This is a genomic window from Pseudomonas sp. Sample_10 (assembly GCF_004321495.1).
Taxonomy (GTDB): Bacteria; Pseudomonadota; Gammaproteobacteria; order Pseudomonadales; family Pseudomonadaceae; genus Aquipseudomonas.
Genome location: NZ_RCOE01000177.1, coordinates 40,548 through 60,062 on the forward strand (window position 1 = coordinate 40,548; position 19,515 = coordinate 60,062).

Below are 19,515 nucleotides of genomic sequence, written 5' to 3' on the forward strand. Positions count from 1 at the left end.
CGTGAAGGGCCCGATCAGTCGGGCCACAAACGTCAGGCTGTTTTTTGCAGACCGGCAACCGTGCGCGGCATGCCGACAAAACCAGGCAAGGCTTCGACCCGTGCCAACCATGCGCGGATGTTGGCGTACTCGTCCAGCGACACATTGCCTTCCGGTGCGTGGGCAACGTAGCTGTAGGCTGCTACGTCGGCGATGGTAGGTTCGTTACCGACGAGAAATTCAGTGTTGGCCAATTCCTTATCGATGACCTTGAGCACGCTGTGGGCATAAGGAATCACCTCGTCAGGGTTATAAGGCGCACCAAACACCGTGATCAAACGCGCCCTGGCCGGACCAAAGGCGATAGGGCCAGCAGCGGCCGACAACCAGCGCTGGACTTTGGCAGCGCCGACCGGATCGGTGGGCAACCAACGACCATTGCCATATTTTTGCGCCAGGTAAACCAGGATCGCATTGGAATCCGCCAACACCACACTTTGATCATCAAGCACCGGAATCTGGCCAAAAGCATTGAGCGCCAGGAACTCGGGCTTTTTGTGTTCGCCTTTGGCGAGGTCGACCAAAATCAACTCGGTCGGCAGTTGCAGCAGGGACAGCATCAACTGCACACGATGGGCGTGGCCGGAACGGGGAAAATTGTAGAGTTTGATGGCTTGCATGATCGACTCCGCGCTTGAGTGGTGTTGTTCAGGGAGATCAGCACCTTGGGGGGCCATCTTCCATCAGTCACCAAAACAACAGAATAACCAACAAACGCAATCCATTATTTCATCCAGCGAAATAACGTATCAGACCTGCAGGGCTGGATGTTCCCTCAACGCCTTGACAGTAAAGTCGACAAAACTGCGAACCCGCGCCGCAGCCTTGCGTCCGCCCTGGTACACCACATGGATAGGCAAGGGAGGCATCTCGAAATTCGCCAGGACAATTTCCAGCTCCCCTGCCGCGACTTTGCGTGCCACTTGATAAGACAAGACCCGGGTGTAACCCAAGCCAAGGCAAGCCGCGGTGATCGCCGCCTGATTCGCCGTAACCACCAACCGGGGATCGGTGCGCACACTGATGGGCTCGCCCCCTTCCAGAAACGGCCAGCTGCGTAACTGGCCCGTCGCAGACGTCGCGATAACCGGTCCTCGAGCCAAATCCTGCGGGTGAGTCGGATGTCCATTAGCCGCCAGGAATGCCGGTGATACGCAAACCACCCGCCGCACCTCACCCACGCGAATGGCGTGCTGATTGCTATCCGGCAGCTCACCGATGCGCACAGCCACATCGATGCCCTCCTCCACCACATTCACCACACGGTCAACCAACAGCGCATTGATCGTGACGTCCGGGAACTGCGTAAGAAAATCCACCATCAATGGAGTGACAAACAATTCACCAAACAACACCGGCGCCGTGATTGTCAGTTGCCCACGCGGCTGAGCATGACTGCCTGCCGCTGAATCCTCGGCCTCCTGCACTTCGGCAAGAATTCTGCGACAGTCTTCAAGATAACGCTGGCCGGCCTCACTCAGATGCACACTGCGCGTAGTGCGTGTGAGCAACGGCGTGCCAATGCGTTTCTCCAGCGCCGCCACCGCCCGGGTGACACTGGCCGCCGACAACCCCAACCGCCGCGCTGCCGCGGAAAAACCCTGGTCCTGGGCGACCGCGGCGAAGACCTGCATTTCCTGAAAGCGGTCCATGGAGTGTCCTCGATTCAGATAAAAAAATCGCAACCCTTGGGCTGCGATTTTGGAGGTTGAATCAGCTGTGGATAACTTATTCCACAGTCACCGATTTTGCCAGGTTACGCGGCTGGTCGACGTCCGTACCTTTGAGTACCGCAACGTAATACGACAGCAGTTGCAGCGGGATGGTGTAGAGAATCGGCGACAGGATGTCGTGGATGTGCGGCATCTGCACAACATGAGTGCCTTCACCGTTGGTCATGCCAGCCTTCTCGTCGGCGAAAACGATCAATTCACCACCGCGGGCGCGAACTTCCTGGAGATTGGATTTCAGCTTTTCCAGCAATTCGTTGTTGGGTGCGACGGTCACCACCGGCATGTCGTTATCCACAAGCGCCAGCGGGCCGTGTTTCAGCTCGCCGGCCGGATAGGCTTCGGCGTGGATATAGGAGATTTCCTTGAGCTTGAGCGCTCCTTCCATCGCCACCGGGAATTGCGCGCCGCGACCGAGGAAAAGCGTGTGGTTTTTCTCGGCGAACAGCTCGGCGATTTTCTCGACGGTGCTGTCCATTGCCAGCGCCTCACCAAGGCGAGCCGGCAAGCGACGCAGCTCCTCGACCAGGGTCGCTTCGACGCCCGCGGTCAACGTGCCACGAACCTGGCCCAACGACAGGGTCAACAACAGCAGGCCCACCAATTGCGTGGTGAAGGCTTTGGTCGATGCCACACCAATTTCGCGTCCAGCCTGAGTCAGCAGCGTCAGGTCGGATTCACGCACCAACGAGCTGATGCCGACGTTGCAGATCGCCAGACTGGCAAGGAAACCCAGCTCTTTGGCGTTGCGCAGCGCTGCCAGGGTGTCGGCGGTTTCGCCAGACTGAGAGATCGTCACGAACAGCGAGTCTGGCTGCACCACGACTTTGCGATAGCGGAATTCACTGGCGACTTCGACCTGGCACGGGATGCCGGCCAACTCTTCAAGCCAGTAACGGGCAACCATGCCGGCGTGATAACTGGTGCCACAGGCGACAATTTGCACATTGCGTACTTTGGCGAACAACTCAGCGGCTTGCGGGCCGAAAGCCTGCACCAGTACCTGATTCTGACTCAAACGCCCTTCGAGAGTGCGCTGCACCACGGACGGTTGTTCGTGGATTTCCTTAAGCATGTAGTGACGGAACTCGCCTTTGTCGGCAGCTTCAGCGCCGTCGCTGTATTGCACGGTCTGACGCTCTACCGCTTGGCCGTTCACGTCCCAGATCTGCACGCTGTCGCGACGAATCTCGGCGATATCGCCCTCTTCCAGATACATGAAACGATCGGTGACCTGACGCAGGGCCAATTGGTCAGACGCCAGGAAGTTTTCTCCCAGGCCCAGGCCAATCACCAGCGGGCTGCCGCTGCGCGCGGCAACCAGACGGTCCGGCTGCTGGGCTGAGATCACCGCCAGGCCATAAGCGCCATGCAGCTCCTTGACGGTCGCCTTGAGGGCCACGGTCAGGTCGCGCAGCTCCTTGAGTTTGTGGCTCAGCAGGTGGGCGATCACTTCGGTATCGGTGTCGGAAGTGAATACGTAACCCAAGGCTGTAAGTTGTTCGCGCAGCGCCTCGTGGTTTTCGATAATGCCGTTGTGAACAACAGCCAGATCACCGGAAAAGTGCGGGTGAGCGTTGCGCTCGCACGGCGCGCCATGGGTGGCCCAACGGGTGTGGGCGATACCCAGACGACCCACCAGAGCTTCTTCGGCCAGTGCCTGCTCCAATTCGCTGACCTTGCCCGGGCGGCGCATGCGCTCGAGTTTTTCGTCATTGGTATAGACCGCTACACCGGCACTGTCGTATCCACGGTATTCCAGGCGCTTGAGGCCTTCGACCAGGATCGCGGTGATGTTACGTTCTGCGACTGCGCCAACAATTCCACACATGTTATTTCTCCTGACTGACTGCCGCGCAAATCAAATTGATGCCGCGGGCCTGAATCTGAACGCGTGCCTCCACCGGCAGACGATCATCGGTAATAAGGGTATGGACGCTGCTCCAGGGCAGTTCCAGGTTGGGAATCTTGCGGCCGATCTTGTCGGCTTCCACCATCACGACCACTTCGCGGGCGACTTCAGCCATCACCCGGCTCAGCCCCAACAATTCGTTGAAAGTGGTTGTACCGCGAACCAGATCGATGCCATCGGCACCGATGAACAATTGATCAAAGTCGTAAGAGCGTAGTACTTGCTCGGCAACCTGCCCCTGAAAGGACTCGGAATGCGGATCCCAGGTACCACCGGTCATCAGCAACACCGGCTCATGTTCCAGTTCGCTCAGTGCGTTGGCGACATGCAGGGAATTGGTCATGACCACCAGGCCCGGTTGTTGACCGAGTTCCGGAATCATCGCCGCCGTCGTACTGCCGCTGTCGATGATGATGCGCGCATGTTCGCGGATTCGCGTCACTGCCGCGCGGGCGATGGCTTGTTTGTATTTGGAGACAGGCTGGCCCATATCGGCCACCAATTCCTGGGGCATGGTGATTGCACCGCCGTAACGACGCAGCAACAGGCCGTTGCTTTCGAGTGCAGCCAAGTCCTTGCGAATCGTAACTTCAGAAGTCTCGAAGCGCTTGGCCAACTCGTCCACGCTGACTTCGCCCTGTTCATTGAGCAAAGCAAGGATGTTATGGCGGCGTTGAGGAGTGTTGCGCTTCGACATGGCTAGATAAGTTTCGATTCGAAAGATAACGGAAGCAATCAAAACCTATCGATGAGACTTCGTCAAGCGCGGCGCGATAAAAAGATCTGTGGATAAAAAGCTTCGCGGGCAAGCCTCGCTCCTACAGATTACTCACAACACTGTAGGAGCGAGACTTGCCCGCGAAGGCGTTTTCACGAGTTGTGGGTAACTCAGCTTTTCTTCACTTTCTCCGGCCGTTTCCAGCCATCAATGTTCTTCTGACGGGCACGGCCAACGGCCAGCTGAGATTTATCCACAGTCGACGTAATGGTCGAACCTGCCGCTGTGGTCGCGCCATCGAGGATATCCACAGGTGCCACCAACGAATTGTTGGAACCGATGAACACGTCCTCACCCAACACGGTTTTCCACTTGTTGGCGCCATCGTAGTTGCAGGTGATGGTGCCTGCGCCGATGTTGGTGCGCGCACCGACTTCCGCGTCGCCCAGATACGTCAGGTGACCGGCCTTGGCGCCTTCACCCAAGTGTGCATTTTTCAATTCGACAAAGTTACCCACATGCGCCCGCGCTTCCAGCACGGTACCCGGGCGCAAACGCGCAAACGGGCCGGCGTCGCTGCCTTCACCGAGAGTTGCGCCTTCGATATGGCTGTTGGCCTTGATCACCACGCCTTTGCGCAGGGTGCTGTCCTTGATGACGCAGTTCGGGCCGATCACCACGTCGTCTTCGATGACGACTTTGCCTTCGAGAATCACGTTGATGTCGATCAGCACATCCCGGCCCACGGTCACTTCACCGCGAACATCGAAACGTGCGGGGTCGCGCAACGTCACGCCTTGGGCCATCAAACGGCGACCGGCGCGCAGCTGATAGTGACGCTCCAGTTCGGAAAGCTGCTTGCGGTCGTTGGCGCCCTGCACTTCCATCGCGTCGTGGGGTTGCTCGGTGGCTACGACCAGGCCATCGCTGACTGCCATTTCGATCACATCGGTCAGGTAATACTCGCCCTGAACGTTGTTATTCGACAGACGCCCAGTCCAGTCGGCCAAGCGATCCGCTGGGACCGCAAGGATACCGGTGTTGCCTTCGTTGATGGCGCGTTGAGCTTCGGTGGCGTCCTTGTGCTCGACGATGGCAGCAACCTTGCCGTCAGTGTCACGAACGATTCGGCCGTATCCGGTTGCGTCGTCCAGTTCGACGGTGAGCAGACCCATTTGTCCTGGCACTACAAGCTTGAGCAAACGCTGCAGGGTTTCAACTTCAATCAATGGCACATCACCGTAGAGAACCAGCACGGTATCTGACTCAATGAACGGTACAGCCTGGGCCACGGCATGGCCGGTCCCGAGTTGTTTGTCCTGAAGGACGAAATTCAGATCGTCAGCGGCCAAACGTTCACGCACAGCATCGGCACCATGGCCGATCACCACGTGGATGCGTTGTGGATCAAGTTGTCGGGCGCTGTGGATAACATGGCCAAGCATCGAGTTGCCGGCAATCGGGTGCAAGACTTTCGGCAAGGCCGAACGCATACGCGTGCCTTGGCCAGCAGCGAGAATAACGATTTCAAGAGACATGACTGGCTACCAATCCTGGGTGGTCAGCGGCTGCGACCAAAGTTATAAACAACGGAAAAGAAAAAAGGGTAGCCGAGGCTACCCTTTTTAATCAATCACACAACAAGCGCAACCTTAGTGGCCGAACTTCTTGCGGATCTGCTGGACGGTGCGCAGCTGGGCTGCGGCCTCGGCCAGACGTGCGGCAGCAGAACCGTAATCGAAGTCCGCGCCTTTTTCATGCAGAGCCTTCTCGGCGGCCTTGACGGCCTCCTGAGCAGAGGCTTCGTCCAGGTCGGCAGCACGTTGCACGGTGTCGGCAAGAACCTTGACCATGTTCGGCTGAACCTCGAGGAAACCACCGGAGATGTAATACACCTCCTCTTCCCCGCCCTGCTTGACCAGGCGGATCGGACCTGGCTTCAGATTAGTGATCAGCGGCGCGTGACCCAGGGCGATACCAAGATCACCCAGTGCACCGTGCGCAATCACCATCTCGACCAGACCGGAAAAGATTTCCCCTTCCGCGCTGACGATATCGCAATGGACTGTCATAGCCATCTGATTGCCTCAACCTAAATTAGCGCCCGTTGCCGGGCGCCGGGATTACAGTTTCTTGGCTTTCTCGATCGCTTCTTCGATGCCGCCAACCATGTAGAACGCTTGTTCTGGCAGGTGGTCGTAGTCACCGTTGAGGATGCCTTTGAAGCCAGCAATGGTGTCTTTCAGGGAAACGTATTTACCCGAAGCACCGGTGAAGACTTCAGCCACGAAGAACGGCTGCGACAAGAAACGCTGGATCTTACGAGCACGGTTTACCAACTGCTTGTCGGCTTCCGACAGCTCGTCCATACCCAGGATCGCAATGATGTCCTTCAGTTCTTTGTAACGCTGCAGAACGTACTGAACGCCGCGAGCGGTGTCGTAGTGGTCCTGGCCGATCACGTTCGGGTCCAGCTGGCGCGAAGTCGAGTCGAGTGGATCGACCGCCGGGTAGATACCCAGGGAAGCGATGTCACGGGACAGAACGACGGTGGCGTCCAAGTGGGCGAAGGTGGTCGCTGGCGACGGGTCGGTCAAGTCGTCCGCAGGTACGTATACCGCTTGGATCGAAGTGATCGAACCTTCCTTGGTCGAAGTGATACGTTCTTGCAGAACGCCCATCTCTTCAGCCAGGGTCGGCTGGTAACCTACTGCCGAAGGCATACGGCCCAGCAGTGCGGATACTTCAGTACCGGCCAGGGTGTAACGATAGATGTTGTCGACGAACAGCAGAACGTCGTTACCTTCGTCACGGAACTTCTCGGCCATGGTCAGGCCGGTCAGTGCTACGCGCAGACGGTTTCCCGGCGGCTCGTTCATCTGACCGTAAACCAGTGCCACTTTGTCCAGAACGTTGGAATCCTTCATCTCGTGGTAGAAGTCGTTACCCTCACGAGTACGCTCACCCACACCGGCGAACACGGAATAACCGCTGTGCTCGATGGCGATGTTACGGATCAGTTCCATCATGTTTACGGTTTTGCCTACACCGGCACCACCGAACAGACCGACTTTACCGCCCTTGGCAAACGGGCAAACCAGGTCGATAACCTTGATGCCGGTTTCCAGCAGGTCGTTGCCGCCTGCCTGTTCAGCGAACGAAGGCGCTGCACGGTGAATGCCCCAACGCTCTTCAGTGGCGATTGGACCGGCTTCGTCGATCGGGTTGCCCAGAACGTCCATGATCCGGCCCAGAGTTGCTTTACCAACCGGTACGGAGATGGCTGCGCCAGAGTCGGTAACTTCCAGACCGCGCTTCAAGCCTTCGGTGGAACCCATCGCAATGGTACGAACCACGCCGTCGCCCAGCTGCTGCTGAACTTCCAGGGTGGTCCCGGCCGCGCTTTGTACAGTCAGCGCGTTGTAGATGCTCGGTACGCTGTCGCGTGGAAATTCCACGTCGATAACGGCGCCGATGATTTGAACGATACGTCCGCTACTCATAGCTGGATCCTCTGAATATTTGAACCGTTAAACCGCGGCAGCGCCGCCGACGATTTCCGAGATCTCTTGGGTGATCGCAGCCTGACGCGCCTTGTTGTAGACCAGCTGCAAATCGCTGATCAAATCACCGGCGTTGTCGGTAGCGTTCTTCATCGCGATCATCCGCGCAGCTTGTTCAGCCGCGTTGTTCTCGACCACCGCCTGGTAGACCTGCGACTCCACGTAGCGGACCATCAAGCCGTCAAGCAGCTCTTTGGCGTCCGGTTCGTAGAGATAGTCCCAGTGGTGCTTGAGGTCTTGATCCGGGGTTGCCACCAGTGGAATCAACTGCTCCACGGTAGGCTGTTGCGTCATGGTGTTGATGAACTTGTTGGACACCACGGACAGGCGGTCAATACGGCCGTCCAGGTAGGCATCCAGCATCACCTTGACGCTGCCGATCAGATCATTGATCGACGGCTCTTCACCCAGGTGGCTGATAGCTGCAACGACGTTACCGCCGAAGTTGCGGAAAAAGGCCGCACCCTTGCTACCAACGACACACAGATCGATCTCGACGCCGTTTTCGCGGTTTACCGCCATGTCCTTGACCAGGGCCTTGAACAGGTTGGTGTTCAAGCCGCCGCACAGACCACGGTCACTGCTCACTACGACATAACCGACACGCTTGATTTCGCGGTCGATCATGAACGGGTGGCGGTATTCCGGGTTGGCGTTGGCCAGATGCCCAATTACCTGGCGGATACGCTCCGCATAAGGACGGCTAGCAGCCATGCGCATTTGTGCCTTGCGCATTTTGCTGACCGCCACTTTTTCCATGGCGCTGGTAATCTTTTGCGTGCTTTTGATGCTCGCAATCTTACTGCGAATCTCTTTTGCGCCTGCCATGTAACACCTATCAGGTTAGCAAGCGGGAGCCTTGCGGCTCCCGCTGCGGCTTACCAGGTTTGGGTGGCCTTGAACTTCTCGATACCGGCTTTCATGCCAGCGTCGATTTCGTCATTGAAGTCACCTTTCACGTTGATCTTCGCCATCAAATCGGCGTGATCGCGGTTGAAGAAAGCAATCAGCGCTTGCTCGAAGCTGCCGATCTTGGCGATTTCAACGTCAGTCAGGAACCCACGCTCAGCGGCATACAGCGACAGCGCCATGTCAGCGATCGACATTGGTGCGTATTGCTTCTGCTTCATCAGCTCGGTAACGCGCTGACCATGCTCAAGTTGCTTACGGGTCGCTTCGTCCAGGTCAGAAGCGAACTGGGCGAATGCCGCCAGTTCACGGTACTGAGCCAGAGCGGTACGGATACCACCGGACAGCTTCTTGATGATCTTGGTCTGAGCGGCACCACCCACACGGGATACCGAAACACCGGCGTTCACAGCAGGACGGATGCCCGAGTTGAACATGGCCGATTCCAGGAAGATCTGACCGTCGGTGATGGAAATCACGTTGGTCGGAACGAACGCGGAAACGTCGCCAGCCTGGGTTTCGATGATCGGCAGTGCGGTCAGGGAACCGGTTTTGCCGGTCACTGCGCCGTTGGTGAACTTCTCTACGTATTCTTCCGAAACGCGGGATGCGCGCTCCAGCAGACGGGAGTGGAGATAGAACACGTCGCCTGGGTAAGCTTCACGGCCTGGTGGACGGCGCAGCAGCAGGGAAATCTGGCGGTAAGCCACTGCTTGCTTGGACAGATCGTCATAAACGATCAGCGCGTCTTCACCGCGGTCGCGGAAGAATTCACCCATGGTGCAACCGGAGTACGGTGCCAGGAATTGCAGCGCAGGAGATTCCGAAGCACTGGCAGCCACGATGATCGTGTTGGCCAGGGCGCCGTTTTCTTCCAGCTTGCGAACCACGTTGGCGATGGTCGATTGTTTCTGACCGATCGCAACGTAGACGCAGTAGATGCCGCTGTTCTTCTGGTTGATGATCGCGTCGATCGCCAGAGCGGTTTTACCGATCTGACGGTCACCGATGATCAGCTCACGCTGGCCACGGCCGACAGGGATCATGGCATCGACAGCCTTGTAGCCAGTCTGTACAGGCTGGTCTACCGACTTACGCCAGATCACGCCTGGAGCAACTTTCTCGACCGCATCGGTCTCGGTGTTGTTCAGCGGACCTTTGCCGTCAACTGGGTTACCCAGTGCGTCGACTACGCGACCCAGCAGTTCCTTACCGACTGGAACTTCGAGGATGCGGCCGGTGCACTTGGCGCTCATGCCTTCAGCCAGAGTCGTGTACGCGCCCAATACCACGGCACCTACAGAGTCTTGCTCCAGGTTGAGGGCCATACCGTAGACGCCGCCCGGAAACTCGATCATCTCGCCGTACATGACGTCGGCCAGACCGTGAATCCGCACGATACCGTCAGATACGCTGACGACAGTGCCTTCGTTACGGGCTTGGGAGGTCACATCGAGCTTGTCGATGCGGCCCTTGATAATTTCACTTATTTCGGAAGGATTGAGTTGCTGCATTGCTCTGCTGCCCCTTCAAACTCAAGATTTCAATGCTTCGGCAAGTTTCGCGATTTTGCCGCGAATCGAGCCATCGATAACCAGGTCGCCGGCGCGGATGACAACGCCCCCAATAAGGGATTTGTCTTCCTCGACTTGCAGGCGCACTTCCCGGTTGAGTCGTGCACTGAGAACCTTGGCGAGTTTGTCTTGCTGTTCTTGGTTCAATGCAAAAGCACTGGTCACTTCAACGTCTACCGATTTCTCTTGTTCGGCCTTGTACAGGTCGAACAGAGCGGCGATCTCCGGCAACAGCGGGAGACGGTCGTTTTCGGCAACGACGTGGATGAAGTTCTGTGCCTTGGCATCAAACTTGTCGCCGCACACGTCAATGAACGTGGCGGCCTTTTCTGCGCTCGTCAGTCGCGGGGCCTTGAGCACGCGCTGCATGGTGTCGTCTTCCGACACCGCTGCAGCCAGGCCGAGCATGGCTGACCAATTGGCCAGTTGCTGGTGGGCCTGAGCGTGCTCGAAGGCCGCCTTAGCGTAAGGTCGGGCCAACGTGGTCAGTTCTGCCATGATCGCCCTCGCTTAGATTTCAGCAGCCAGTTGGTTAACCAGCTCTGCGTGCGCGTTTTGATCGATTGTGGCACCCAGGATCTTCGCAGCACCGCCAACGGCCAGGCTACCCACTTGGGCGCGCAGCGCGTCTTTGACGCTGTTCAGTTCCTGTTCGATCTCGGCCTGAGCCTGAGCCTTCACACGGTCAGCTTCGACGCGAGCCTGTTCACGGGCTTCGTCGACAATCTGGGTACCGCGTTTCTTGGCTTGCTCGATGATTTCAGCTGCCTGAGCTTTCGCTTCGCGCAGTTGCTGACCCGCTTTCTCTTGGGCCAACTCCAGGTCGCGAGCTGCACGGCTGGCAGCGTCCAGACCATCAGCGATCTTCTTTTGACGTTCGTGCAGAGCCGCGATGACCGGGGGCCATACGAACTTCATGCAGAACAATACAAAAATCAGGAACGCAACGGACTGGCCAATCAGGGTCGCATTAATGTTCACGCCAACACCTCGCAGTTACGTTGTCCATCACACCAAATTACCCGGAAGATCCGAGTAATTAGCCAGCGATCTGACCAACGAACGGGTTCGCAAAGGTGAAGAACAGAGCGATACCAACACCGATCATGGTTACGGCGTCGAGCAGACCGGCAACGATGAACATTTTAACTTGCAGCATTGGAACCATTTCTGGCTGACGCGCTGCGCCTTCCAGGAACTTGCCGCCCAGCAGGCCGAAACCAATTGCGGTACCCAGTGCGCCCAGGCCGATCAACAGTGCAACAGCGATAGCGGTTAGACCAACTACAGTTTCCATCTTTCCTCCCGACTTTTACGTCGTATGGTTTAGGTTTTTTAGATTAAAGCGGTAAAACAAATCGTTTCAGATGCTCCGTCAGGAGCACCTTCCCGTTTTACCGGGAAGGACATCAGACTAGTCGAGACTGGTCTTAATGGTTTTCTTCGTGTGCCATCGACAGGTAGACGATGGTCAGCATCATGAAGATGAACGCCTGCAGAGTGATGATCAGGATGTGGAACACAGCCCACGCCCACTGCAGAACAACGCCCAGGCCACTAAGCCAGAGCAGACCGCTGCCGAACATCACAGCAATCAGGATGAAGACCAGTTCGCCGGCATACATGTTGCCGAACAGACGCAGAGCCAGGGAGATCGGCTTGGCGATCAGGGTCACGAATTCCAGCAGGAAGTTCACCGGGATCAGCAGGGCTTGAACGAAGATGTTCTTGCTGCCGAACGGGTGCAGGGTCAGCTCGCCGATGAAACCGCCGAGGCCCTTGACCTTGATGCTGTAGAAAATGATCAGTGCGAAAACCGAGAATGCCATGCCCAGAGTCGCGTTCGGGTCGGTAGTCGACACGGCGCGGAACGGGATGTGGGCATCGCCGGAGATCAGGATGGCCAGCTGAGGAATCCAGTCGACCGGTACCAGGTCGACGGCGTTCATCAGGAACACCCAGACGAAGATGGTCAGTGCCAGCGGTGCAATCACCGGGCTACGGCCATGGAAGCTGTCTTTCACGCTGCCATCGACGAATTCGACCAATACTTCAACGAAGTTCTGCAAAGCACCTGGCTGACCGGAGGTCGCCTTCTTTGCCGCCATGCGGAAAAGAAGAACGAAGATCAGACCCAATGCGACAGACCAGCCGAGGGTATCGACGTGGAAAGCCCAGAAGCCCATTTCCTTGGCTTCTGCTGCGGTGTGGGCAAAGCCCCAGCCGCCGGTAGGGTGCTGACCGAAGGTCAGGTTCTGCAAGTGGTGCTGGATATAGCCCGAAGCGGTTGTTTCTGCCATGGTTGCCTCAAACGCCCTAAGGTCTCGAAAGTCTTGTTCTCATCAGCAGGGGAGCGAACCAGCTGACCGACTGAGTCAGCACGAAGGCACCGAATACTGCAATCGGCGCCAGTGGCTTCACACCTGCAAACACCAGTGCAAACAGCACTGCCGTCAAAATCAGTTTCCCCGCCTCGCCGGCATAAAACGACCGGACGATGGACTGGGCTGCTCGGGCGCCGGAAAACCGAAATGCCCTGTGAGCGAAATACACATTGGGCAGCAAGGCTATCAGGCCTCCGCAAAGTCCCGAGTACCCGGCAACGACTCCGTGCCATTGCCAGAGCGCCAAAGCGGCAATGAGCAAGACCACGAATTGAGCCATTAACACCGGAAAAACCGCCAGGCGATGGAAAGGCAAGCGGTTTGGCGTGCGGGTTTCCATCGTTATTGCTCTCCAATGGTCGGCTGCCGAAATTCAATAACTTGGCATAATTTGTGCCGACAAAATGCGCGCAGAGTATAGGGGCGGTTCTGCCCCTATTCAACTGTCAGGTAGTGATTTCCGACTGCACGCTACATGAGGAAATGTTTCAGCGGATATGTGCGAGTACGCCTTGAAGCTCATCGAGTGAGTTGTAACCAATCACTAACTGCCCTTTGCCCTTCTTCCCGTGTCGAATCTGCACCGCAGAGCCTAGGCGCTCGGCCAGACGCTGTTCCAGGCGGGCAATATCCGGGTCCGGTTTTGCAGGTTCGACGGGCTCCGGTTTGCCACTCAACCACTGGCGAACCAGTGCTTCAGTCTGGCGCACAGTCAGCCCGCGTGCGACAACATGTCGCGCCCCTTCAACCTGTTGATTGTCCGGCAAACCGAGCAATGCACGGGCATGCCCCATTTCCAGGTCGCCATGGGACAACATGGTCTTGATGACTTCCGGCAGCGAAATCAGGCGTAACAGGTTGGCCACGGTCACCCGTGACTTACCCACCGCTTCGGCCACTTGCTGCTGGGTCAGCTGGAATTCCTGCTGCAGACGCTGCAAAGCCACTGCTTCTTCGATCGGGTTGAGGTCTTCGCGCTGGATGTTCTCGATCAGAGCAATGGCGATGGCGGTTTCATCCGGCACATCGCGCACCATCGCCGGAATGGTTTCCTGCCCGGCCTGCTGGCTGGCGCGCCAGCGCCGTTCACCAGCGATGATTTCAAAACGACCGCCGCCGATCGGGCGTACCACGATCGGTTGCATCACACCTTGGGCCTTGATCGACTGCGCCAGCTCTTCCAGAGCTTGAGGATCCATATCGCGACGCGGCTGGTATTTACCGCGCTGGAGCAGGTCCAGGGGCAGGTGTTGCAACTCACGATGATCGGCTTGCGCCGCTTGTTCTTCCAGCGAGCTGACGGTCGGACCACTCAGCAGTGCATCCAGTCCACGTCCGAGACCTCGTTTCTTGACGGCCATGGGGATTCCTTAAGTTGCCTGAGCGGCGGCGATGCGTGAGTTTTTGCGCTGACGACGAACCATTTCGCCCGCCAGGGCCAGATAGGCAATAGCGCCCCGCGATGCTTTGTCGTACGCCAGCGCCGGCATGCCGTAGCTTGGCGCTTCGGCCAGACGGATGTTGCGCGGAATGACCGTGTCGTACAGCTGGTCGCCGAAATGTTCTTTGAGCTGAGCCGAGACATCGTTCATCAGGCTCAGGCGTGGGTCGTACATGGTGCGCAACAAACCTTCGACCTTGAGGTTCGGGTTCAGCAGTTCAGCGATACGCTTGATGTTATCCACAAGGTCGCTCAAACCTTCGAGTGCAAAATACTCGCACTGCATGGGGATAATTACGCCGTCGGCGGCCACCAATGCGTTCAACGTCAGCATCGACAAGGACGGCGGGCAGTCGATCAAAATGTAATCATAGTTTTCACGGATCGGCGCCAGCGCACTGCGCAGACGACTCTCCTTCATCTGCATTTCCAGCAGAACCACTTCCGCGGCCGTCAGGTCACGGTTAGCCGGCAACAACTGGTAACCACCATGCTCGGAATAGTGCATGGCCTGGGCCAGGTCGCATTCACCGATCAACAGGTCGTAGACCGAGTTTTCCAGGCCGTGTTTATCCACACCGCTACCCATGGTGGCGTTGCCCTGTGGATCGAGATCGATCAACAACACCCGACGCTTGGTGGCGACGAGGGATGCTGCGAGGTTGATGCAGGTAGTGGTCTTGCCCACACCACCTTTCTGGTTCGCTATCGCGAATACCTTAGCCATTCTTGCTTGTGTTCCCAATCATGCCGTGCGGCGCAGTATCAGCAGATGGCGTTGGCCTTGGCAACCGGGTACGGCCAGGGCGTGTTCGCTATCGAGGTGGAAGTCTGCCGGCAATGCTACCAGCTCATCGGCGGGATGAACGCCCTTCATTGCCAGCCAACGGGTGTCGGCGTCGCCAAGGTGGCGAGTCCAGTTTGTGAAGTTTTCCATGCTGCTGAAAGCCCGGGAGATGATCCCGTTAAAAGGCTCTGCAGGCTGGAATGCTTCAACGCGACTGTGGATAACTTGCAGGTTATCCAGTTTGAGTTCGAGTTTGACCTGGGTCAGGAAGCGGGTTTTCTTGCCGTTACTGTCCAGGCAAGTCACTTGCGCCTCAGGAAACAGGATGGCCAGCGGGATGCCAGGCATGCCGCCACCACTGCCGACATCCAGCCAGCGACCGTTTTCGATGAATGACATCACGCTCAGGCTATCGAGCAAATGACGCGAGACCATTTCGTCGGGATCACGAACCGCGGTCAGGTTGTAGGCCTTGTTCCATTTGATCAACAGAGCCAGATAGCCCAGCAGCTGCGCATGCTGGGTTTCTGTCAGCGTGACACCAAGCTGGCGGGCACCTGTGGATAACTCATCTGCGTGTTGCGAAGTGACCAACGAACTCAAGCGCTTTGCTCCAACTGACGGCCCGCGCCGCGTTTTTTCAAATGAATCATCAACAGCGAAATGGCTGCCGGCGTAACCCCCGGAATCCGCGACGCCTGGCCCAGGGTTTCCGGACGGGTCGCACCGAGTTTGCTCTGGATCTCTTTGGAGAGACCGGAAATATTCGTGTAATCGATATCCACAGGCAGTTTGGTGTCTTCACTTGCGCGCAGACGGGCAATTTCATCCTGTTGACGATCAATGTAACCGGCGTACTTGGTCTTGATTTCGACTTGTTCGGCCACTTGCGGATCTTCTGCGCCGTTACCGGTTACGGCAATCAGACCAGCGTAGTCGATTTCCGGACGGCTCAAGAGATTGAGCAAGTTGTATTCGTGGGTCAACGGCGTGCCGAATTTTTCGGAAATCGCATCGCCTTGCTCGGTACCCGGGCGGACCCAGGTGCTCTTCAGACGTTGCTCTTCCAGTTCGATGCTTTCGCGCTTTTTGCAGAAAGCCGCCCAACGAGCGTCATCGACCAGACCCAATTCACGACCTTTTTCAGTCAAGCGCAGGTCGGCATTGTCTTCGCGCAGAATCAAACGGTATTCGGCACGGGAAGTGAACATCCGGTACGGCTCTTGGGTGCCAAGGGTTATCAGGTCGTCGACCAACACCCCGATATACGCCTCATCGCGACGCGGACACCAGGCATCTTTGCCCTGCGCACGCAGCGCAGCGTTGGTGCCGGCCAGCAAACCCTGGGCGCCGGCCTCTTCGTAACCGGTGGTGCCGTTGATTTGCCCGGCGAAGAACAGACCGCCGATCACCTTGGTTTCCAGGCTGTATTTCAGGTCACGCGGATCGAAGTAGTCGTACTCGATGGCATAGCCCGGACGCACGATGTGCGCGTTTTCCATGCCGCGGATCGATTGCACGATCTGCAATTGCACGTCGAACGGCAAGGATGTGGATATCCCGTTCGGATACAGCTCGTTGGTGGTCAAACCTTCCGGTTCGATGAAGACCTGGTGGCTTTCCTTGTCGGCAAAGCGATGGATCTTGTCTTCGATCGACGGGCAGTAACGCGGGCCGACGCCTTCGATCTCACCTGCAGCGGAATACATCGGCGAACGATCGAGGTTCGCGGCAATGATTTCGTGGGTGCGGGCGTTGGTGTGAGTAATCCAGCAACTGATCTGCCGAGGATGCTGTTCCTTGTTGCCCATGAACGACATCACCGGGATTGGCGTATCGCCGGCTTGCTCGGTCATCACCGAAAAATCCACGGAGCGGGCATCGATTCGCGGCGGTGTACCGGTTTTCAGGCGACCGACGCGAAGCGGCAATTCACGCAAACGGTGCGCCAGGGCAATCGACGGTGGATCACCGGCACGGCCACCGGAAAAATTCTGCAGGCCAATGTGGATAAGTCCACCGAGGAACGTACCGGTGGTCAAAACCACCGAATCGGCAAGAAAACGCAGGCCCATTTGCGTGACTACGCCACGCACTTGCTCTTGTTCAACGATCAAGTCGTCAGCGGCCTGTTGAAATATCCACAGGTTCGGCTGGTTTTCCAGGATTTCGCGGACAGCTGCCTTGTACAGAACCCGATCTGCCTGAGCACGGGTAGCGCGCACGGCAGGGCCTTTGCGGCTGTTCAACACGCGAAACTGGATGCCGCCTTTATCGGTAGCGATGGCCATCGCGCCGCCAAGGGCATCGATTTCCTTCACCAGATGGCTTTTACCGATGCCGCCAATGGCCGGATTGCAACTCATGGCACCGAGGGTTTCCACGTTATGCGTCAGCAACAGGGTTTTGACCCCCATACGTGCTGAGGCCAGTGCTGCCTCGGTACCGGCATGACCGCCGCCGATGACGATCACTTCAAAACGGGAAGGGAAATCCACCACGCACCTCGTGCCTGCTTAAGTAGGTAATTCAGGAATAGTTTGAGCTCAGGTTTTTGCACCTGGTCGACAAGTATAGGGACTTCGCCCTTCCTAAAGAACCCTTTGCACAAAATTTAACCAGCTGTGGAGAAGTCGCGGTTATAGAAATTAAAAAGAGAGAAATTTATTAAATCTTTGTTTTTATGTTTATTTCTACTGACCGAGGTTTCTGTGGATAGATTGCTACAGGCCTTTATTATCAATATGTACAGCGATTCAAAACCCTGTGGTCATGTGCCAGGGAGGCCCTTGGATAACCGGTGTAAGCCTGTGGATTAAAGTGCCTGTTATCCACAGAGGGGTTTTTCTTCAGTTTTCAGGCCCTGTTATCAACTGCCCTTAGCCGCTGTTATTCACAGGGCTTAATCCACAGAAAAGGCTGCCAAAAGTAAAAGACAGACACGCAAATTCCGCACAAGCAGTCAGAAAAACCGCTCAGCACTCATCGATAGGCAATGAAAAGGAAAAAAAAGACAGGCGCGGATGGCCTGTCTGTGGACAACGAGGGGAGTTACTTGCCGATGCAAAAACTGGAGAAGATGCGACCCAACAGGTCATCGGAACTGAACGCGCCAGTGATTTCCCCCAAGGATTGCTGGGCCTGACGCAAATCTTCGGCGAGCAGTTCACCCGCCCCCGCCAGCGTCAGCTGTGCGCGGCCGTGTTCGAGCGCGGCACTGGCATGACCCAGCGCCTCAAGATGGCGTCTGCGGGCACTGAAACTGCTTTCCGACGTCTGTTCATAACCCATGCATGCCTTGAGATGATCGCGAAGAAGCTCCAGGCCATTGCCAGCGGTTTTTGCACTCAGGCTGATGGTGACATGCCCATCTTCACTGACTTCCAGCGCAATGGCTTCGCCGGTCAGATCCGCCTTGTTGCGGATCAACGTAACCTTTGCCGGGTCTGGCCGGGTCTCGAGGAATTCCGGCCACAAAGCGAAGGGATCCAGCGCTTCCGGGGCCGTCGCATCCACCACCAGCAATACGCGATCGGCTTCGCCAATGGCTTTCAATGCCCGTTCAACGCCAATCTTTTCCACATGATCATCGGTATCTCGCAAGCCAGCGGTGTCGACCACATGCAACGGCATCCCATCGATGTGGATATGTTCGCGAAGAACGTCCCGGGTGGTGCCGGCGATCTCGGTGACGATTGCAGCTTCCCGGCCGGCCAACGCGTTGAGCAGGCTGGATTTACCGGCATTTGGTCGGCCGGCAATCACTACCGTCATGCCATCGCGCAACAACGCACCTTGTCCGGCTTCGCGCACAACGGTGGATAACTCTTCACGGACTTTATCGAGCATGCTCAGAACGTGGCCATCAGCGAGGAAGTCGATTTCTTCTTCGGGGAAGTCGATGGCGGCTTCGACATAAATCCGCAGGCTGATCAGCTGCTCGGTGAGGTTATGCACACGTGTGGAAAAAGCACCTTGCAAGGAACGCAGAGCATTTCGGGCGGCCTGTGCAGAACTGGCTTCAATCAAGTCGGCGATGGCTTCAGCCTGCGCCAGATCGAGTTTGTCATTGAGGAATGCGCGCTCGCTGAATTCGCCTGGTCGAGCCAGGCGGCAACCCAGTTGCACACACCGCTGCAGCAGCATATCCAGAACAATCGGCCCGCCATGTCCCTGGAGTTCCAGGACATCTTCACCCGTGAAGGAATTCGGTCCCGGAAAATACAGAGCGATTCCTTGGTCCAGTACCTCGTCGTTTTCACTGAGAAACGGACCGTAATGAGCGAATCGCGGTTTCAAATCGCGACCACAGAAGGCCTTGGCGGCAACACTCGCCAATGGCCCGGAAATACGAACGATGCCAACCCCGCCTCGACCCTGGGCAGTAGCGACGGCGGCGATGGTTTCACGAGGAGCGTTCATGAACCAGTATCCAGACAAAAGTGACAGATAGCAAAA

At 57.0% G+C, this 19,515-nt stretch carries 19 protein-coding genes; all 19 read right to left on the reverse strand.

The window, feature by feature from the left end; all coding sequences use genetic code 11:
• Positions 1–32 precede the first annotated feature (32 nt).
• Positions 33–659, reverse strand: a complete 627-nt coding sequence (locus D8U18_RS17480; protein WP_131108089.1) for a glutathione S-transferase — start codon at positions 657–659, stop codon at positions 33–35.
• A 129-nt stretch (positions 660–788) separates the two neighbouring features.
• Positions 789–1,691, reverse strand: a complete 903-nt coding sequence (locus D8U18_RS17485; protein ID WP_056854298.1) for a LysR family transcriptional regulator — start codon at positions 1,689–1,691, stop codon at positions 789–791.
• A 76-nt stretch (positions 1,692–1,767) separates the two neighbouring features.
• The gene (gene glmS, locus D8U18_RS17490; protein WP_131108090.1) at positions 1,768–3,600 is read right to left on the reverse strand and encodes a glutamine--fructose-6-phosphate transaminase (isomerizing); all 1,833 of its coding nucleotides are present in this window, start codon (positions 3,598–3,600) and stop codon (positions 1,768–1,770) included.
• 1 nt (position 3,601) lies between these two features.
• A complete protein-coding gene (locus tag D8U18_RS17495; protein WP_056854272.1) occupies positions 3,602–4,378 on the reverse strand; it encodes a DeoR family transcriptional regulator in 777 nt (258 codons plus the stop codon).
• Positions 4,379–4,569: 191 nt separating this feature from the next.
• The gene (glmU, locus tag D8U18_RS17500) at positions 4,570–5,937 is read right to left on the reverse strand and encodes a bifunctional UDP-N-acetylglucosamine diphosphorylase/glucosamine-1-phosphate N-acetyltransferase GlmU (protein WP_082557575.1); all 1,368 of its coding nucleotides are present in this window, start codon (positions 5,935–5,937) and stop codon (positions 4,570–4,572) included.
• A 114-nt stretch (positions 5,938–6,051) separates the two neighbouring features.
• Positions 6,052–6,477, reverse strand: coding sequence for a F0F1 ATP synthase subunit epsilon (locus D8U18_RS17505; RefSeq protein ID WP_131108091.1), 426 nt, complete (start codon positions 6,475–6,477; stop codon positions 6,052–6,054).
• 45 nt (positions 6,478–6,522) lie between these two features.
• Positions 6,523–7,902: a F0F1 ATP synthase subunit beta gene (atpD, locus tag D8U18_RS17510; protein ID WP_056854270.1), complete on the reverse strand. Its 1,380-nt coding sequence runs from the start codon at positions 7,900–7,902 to the stop codon at positions 6,523–6,525.
• Positions 7,903–7,929: 27 nt separating this feature from the next.
• The gene (atpG, locus tag D8U18_RS17515; protein ID WP_008045673.1) at positions 7,930–8,790 is read right to left on the reverse strand and encodes a F0F1 ATP synthase subunit gamma; all 861 of its coding nucleotides are present in this window, start codon (positions 8,788–8,790) and stop codon (positions 7,930–7,932) included.
• A gap of 50 nt (positions 8,791–8,840) precedes the next feature.
• The gene (gene atpA / locus D8U18_RS17520; RefSeq protein ID WP_131108092.1) at positions 8,841–10,385 is read right to left on the reverse strand and encodes a F0F1 ATP synthase subunit alpha; all 1,545 of its coding nucleotides are present in this window, start codon (positions 10,383–10,385) and stop codon (positions 8,841–8,843) included.
• 21 nt (positions 10,386–10,406) lie between these two features.
• On the reverse strand, positions 10,407–10,943 hold the full coding sequence (locus D8U18_RS17525; RefSeq protein WP_056854268.1) for a F0F1 ATP synthase subunit delta: 537 nt from the start codon (positions 10,941–10,943) through the stop codon (positions 10,407–10,409).
• A 12-nt stretch (positions 10,944–10,955) separates the two neighbouring features.
• The gene (locus tag D8U18_RS17530) at positions 10,956–11,426 is read right to left on the reverse strand and encodes a F0F1 ATP synthase subunit B (protein WP_056854267.1); all 471 of its coding nucleotides are present in this window, start codon (positions 11,424–11,426) and stop codon (positions 10,956–10,958) included.
• 58 nt (positions 11,427–11,484) lie between these two features.
• Complete coding sequence (atpE, locus tag D8U18_RS17535; protein WP_003097235.1) at positions 11,485–11,742, reverse strand: F0F1 ATP synthase subunit C; 258 nt, start codon at positions 11,740–11,742, stop codon at positions 11,485–11,487.
• A gap of 133 nt (positions 11,743–11,875) precedes the next feature.
• Positions 11,876–12,745: a F0F1 ATP synthase subunit A gene (gene atpB, locus D8U18_RS17540; protein ID WP_015097443.1), complete on the reverse strand. Its 870-nt coding sequence runs from the start codon at positions 12,743–12,745 to the stop codon at positions 11,876–11,878.
• Between the two features lie 16 nt (positions 12,746–12,761).
• Entirely contained in the window at positions 12,762–13,169 is a 408-nt protein-coding gene (locus D8U18_RS17545) for a F0F1 ATP synthase subunit I (RefSeq protein WP_056854266.1), read from the reverse strand.
• Positions 13,170–13,317: 148 nt separating this feature from the next.
• A complete protein-coding gene (locus D8U18_RS17550; RefSeq protein WP_056854265.1) occupies positions 13,318–14,190 on the reverse strand; it encodes a ParB/RepB/Spo0J family partition protein in 873 nt (290 codons plus the stop codon).
• 9 nt (positions 14,191–14,199) lie between these two features.
• On the reverse strand, positions 14,200–14,997 hold the full coding sequence (locus D8U18_RS17555; protein ID WP_056854264.1) for a ParA family protein: 798 nt from the start codon (positions 14,995–14,997) through the stop codon (positions 14,200–14,202).
• Between the two features lie 18 nt (positions 14,998–15,015).
• Entirely contained in the window at positions 15,016–15,660 is a 645-nt protein-coding gene (gene rsmG / locus D8U18_RS17560) for a 16S rRNA (guanine(527)-N(7))-methyltransferase RsmG (protein ID WP_056854263.1), read from the reverse strand.
• Complete coding sequence (gene mnmG, locus D8U18_RS17565) at positions 15,657–17,555, reverse strand: tRNA uridine-5-carboxymethylaminomethyl(34) synthesis enzyme MnmG (protein ID WP_056854262.1); 1,899 nt, start codon at positions 17,553–17,555, stop codon at positions 15,657–15,659. The genes rsmG and mnmG overlap by 4 nt, the downstream gene beginning before the upstream one ends.
• A 553-nt stretch (positions 17,556–18,108) precedes the next feature.
• Positions 18,109–19,479, reverse strand: coding sequence for a tRNA uridine-5-carboxymethylaminomethyl(34) synthesis GTPase MnmE (mnmE, locus tag D8U18_RS17575; protein ID WP_130907604.1), 1,371 nt, complete (start codon positions 19,477–19,479; stop codon positions 18,109–18,111).
• Positions 19,480–19,515: the final 36 nt, after the last annotated feature.

Coding starts and splice junctions, on each gene's coding strand:
- D8U18_RS17480 (WP_131108089.1), bottom strand. CDS start 659: ATGCAAGCCATCAAACTCTACAATTTTCCCCGTTCCGGCCACGCCCAT.
- D8U18_RS17505 (WP_131108091.1), bottom strand. CDS start 6,477: ATGGCTATGACAGTCCATTGCGATATCGTCAGCGCGGAAGGGGAAATC.
- atpE (WP_003097235.1), bottom strand. CDS start 11,742: ATGGAAACTGTAGTTGGTCTAACCGCTATCGCTGTTGCACTGTTGATC.
- atpA (WP_131108092.1), bottom strand. CDS start 10,385: ATGCAGCAACTCAATCCTTCCGAAATAAGTGAAATTATCAAGGGCCGC.
- D8U18_RS17545 (WP_056854266.1), bottom strand. CDS start 13,169: ATGGAAACCCGCACGCCAAACCGCTTGCCTTTCCATCGCCTGGCGGTT.
- atpB (WP_015097443.1), bottom strand. CDS start 12,745: ATGGCAGAAACAACCGCTTCGGGCTATATCCAGCACCACTTGCAGAAC.
- atpG (WP_008045673.1), bottom strand. CDS start 8,790: ATGGCAGGCGCAAAAGAGATTCGCAGTAAGATTGCGAGCATCAAAAGC.
- D8U18_RS17555 (WP_056854264.1), bottom strand. CDS start 14,997: ATGGCTAAGGTATTCGCGATAGCGAACCAGAAAGGTGGTGTGGGCAAG.
- D8U18_RS17550 (WP_056854265.1), bottom strand. CDS start 14,190: ATGGCCGTCAAGAAACGAGGTCTCGGACGTGGACTGGATGCACTGCTG.
- glmS (WP_131108090.1), bottom strand. CDS start 3,600: ATGTGTGGAATTGTTGGCGCAGTCGCAGAACGTAACATCACCGCGATC.
- D8U18_RS17495 (WP_056854272.1), bottom strand. CDS start 4,378: ATGTCGAAGCGCAACACTCCTCAACGCCGCCATAACATCCTTGCTTTG.
- D8U18_RS17485 (WP_056854298.1), bottom strand. CDS start 1,691: ATGGACCGCTTTCAGGAAATGCAGGTCTTCGCCGCGGTCGCCCAGGAC.
- mnmE (WP_130907604.1), bottom strand. CDS start 19,479: ATGAACGCTCCTCGTGAAACCATCGCCGCCGTCGCTACTGCCCAGGGT.
- glmU (WP_082557575.1), bottom strand. CDS start 5,937: ATGTCTCTTGAAATCGTTATTCTCGCTGCTGGCCAAGGCACGCGTATG.
- D8U18_RS17525 (WP_056854268.1), bottom strand. CDS start 10,943: ATGGCAGAACTGACCACGTTGGCCCGACCTTACGCTAAGGCGGCCTTC.
- atpD (WP_056854270.1), bottom strand. CDS start 7,902: ATGAGTAGCGGACGTATCGTTCAAATCATCGGCGCCGTTATCGACGTG.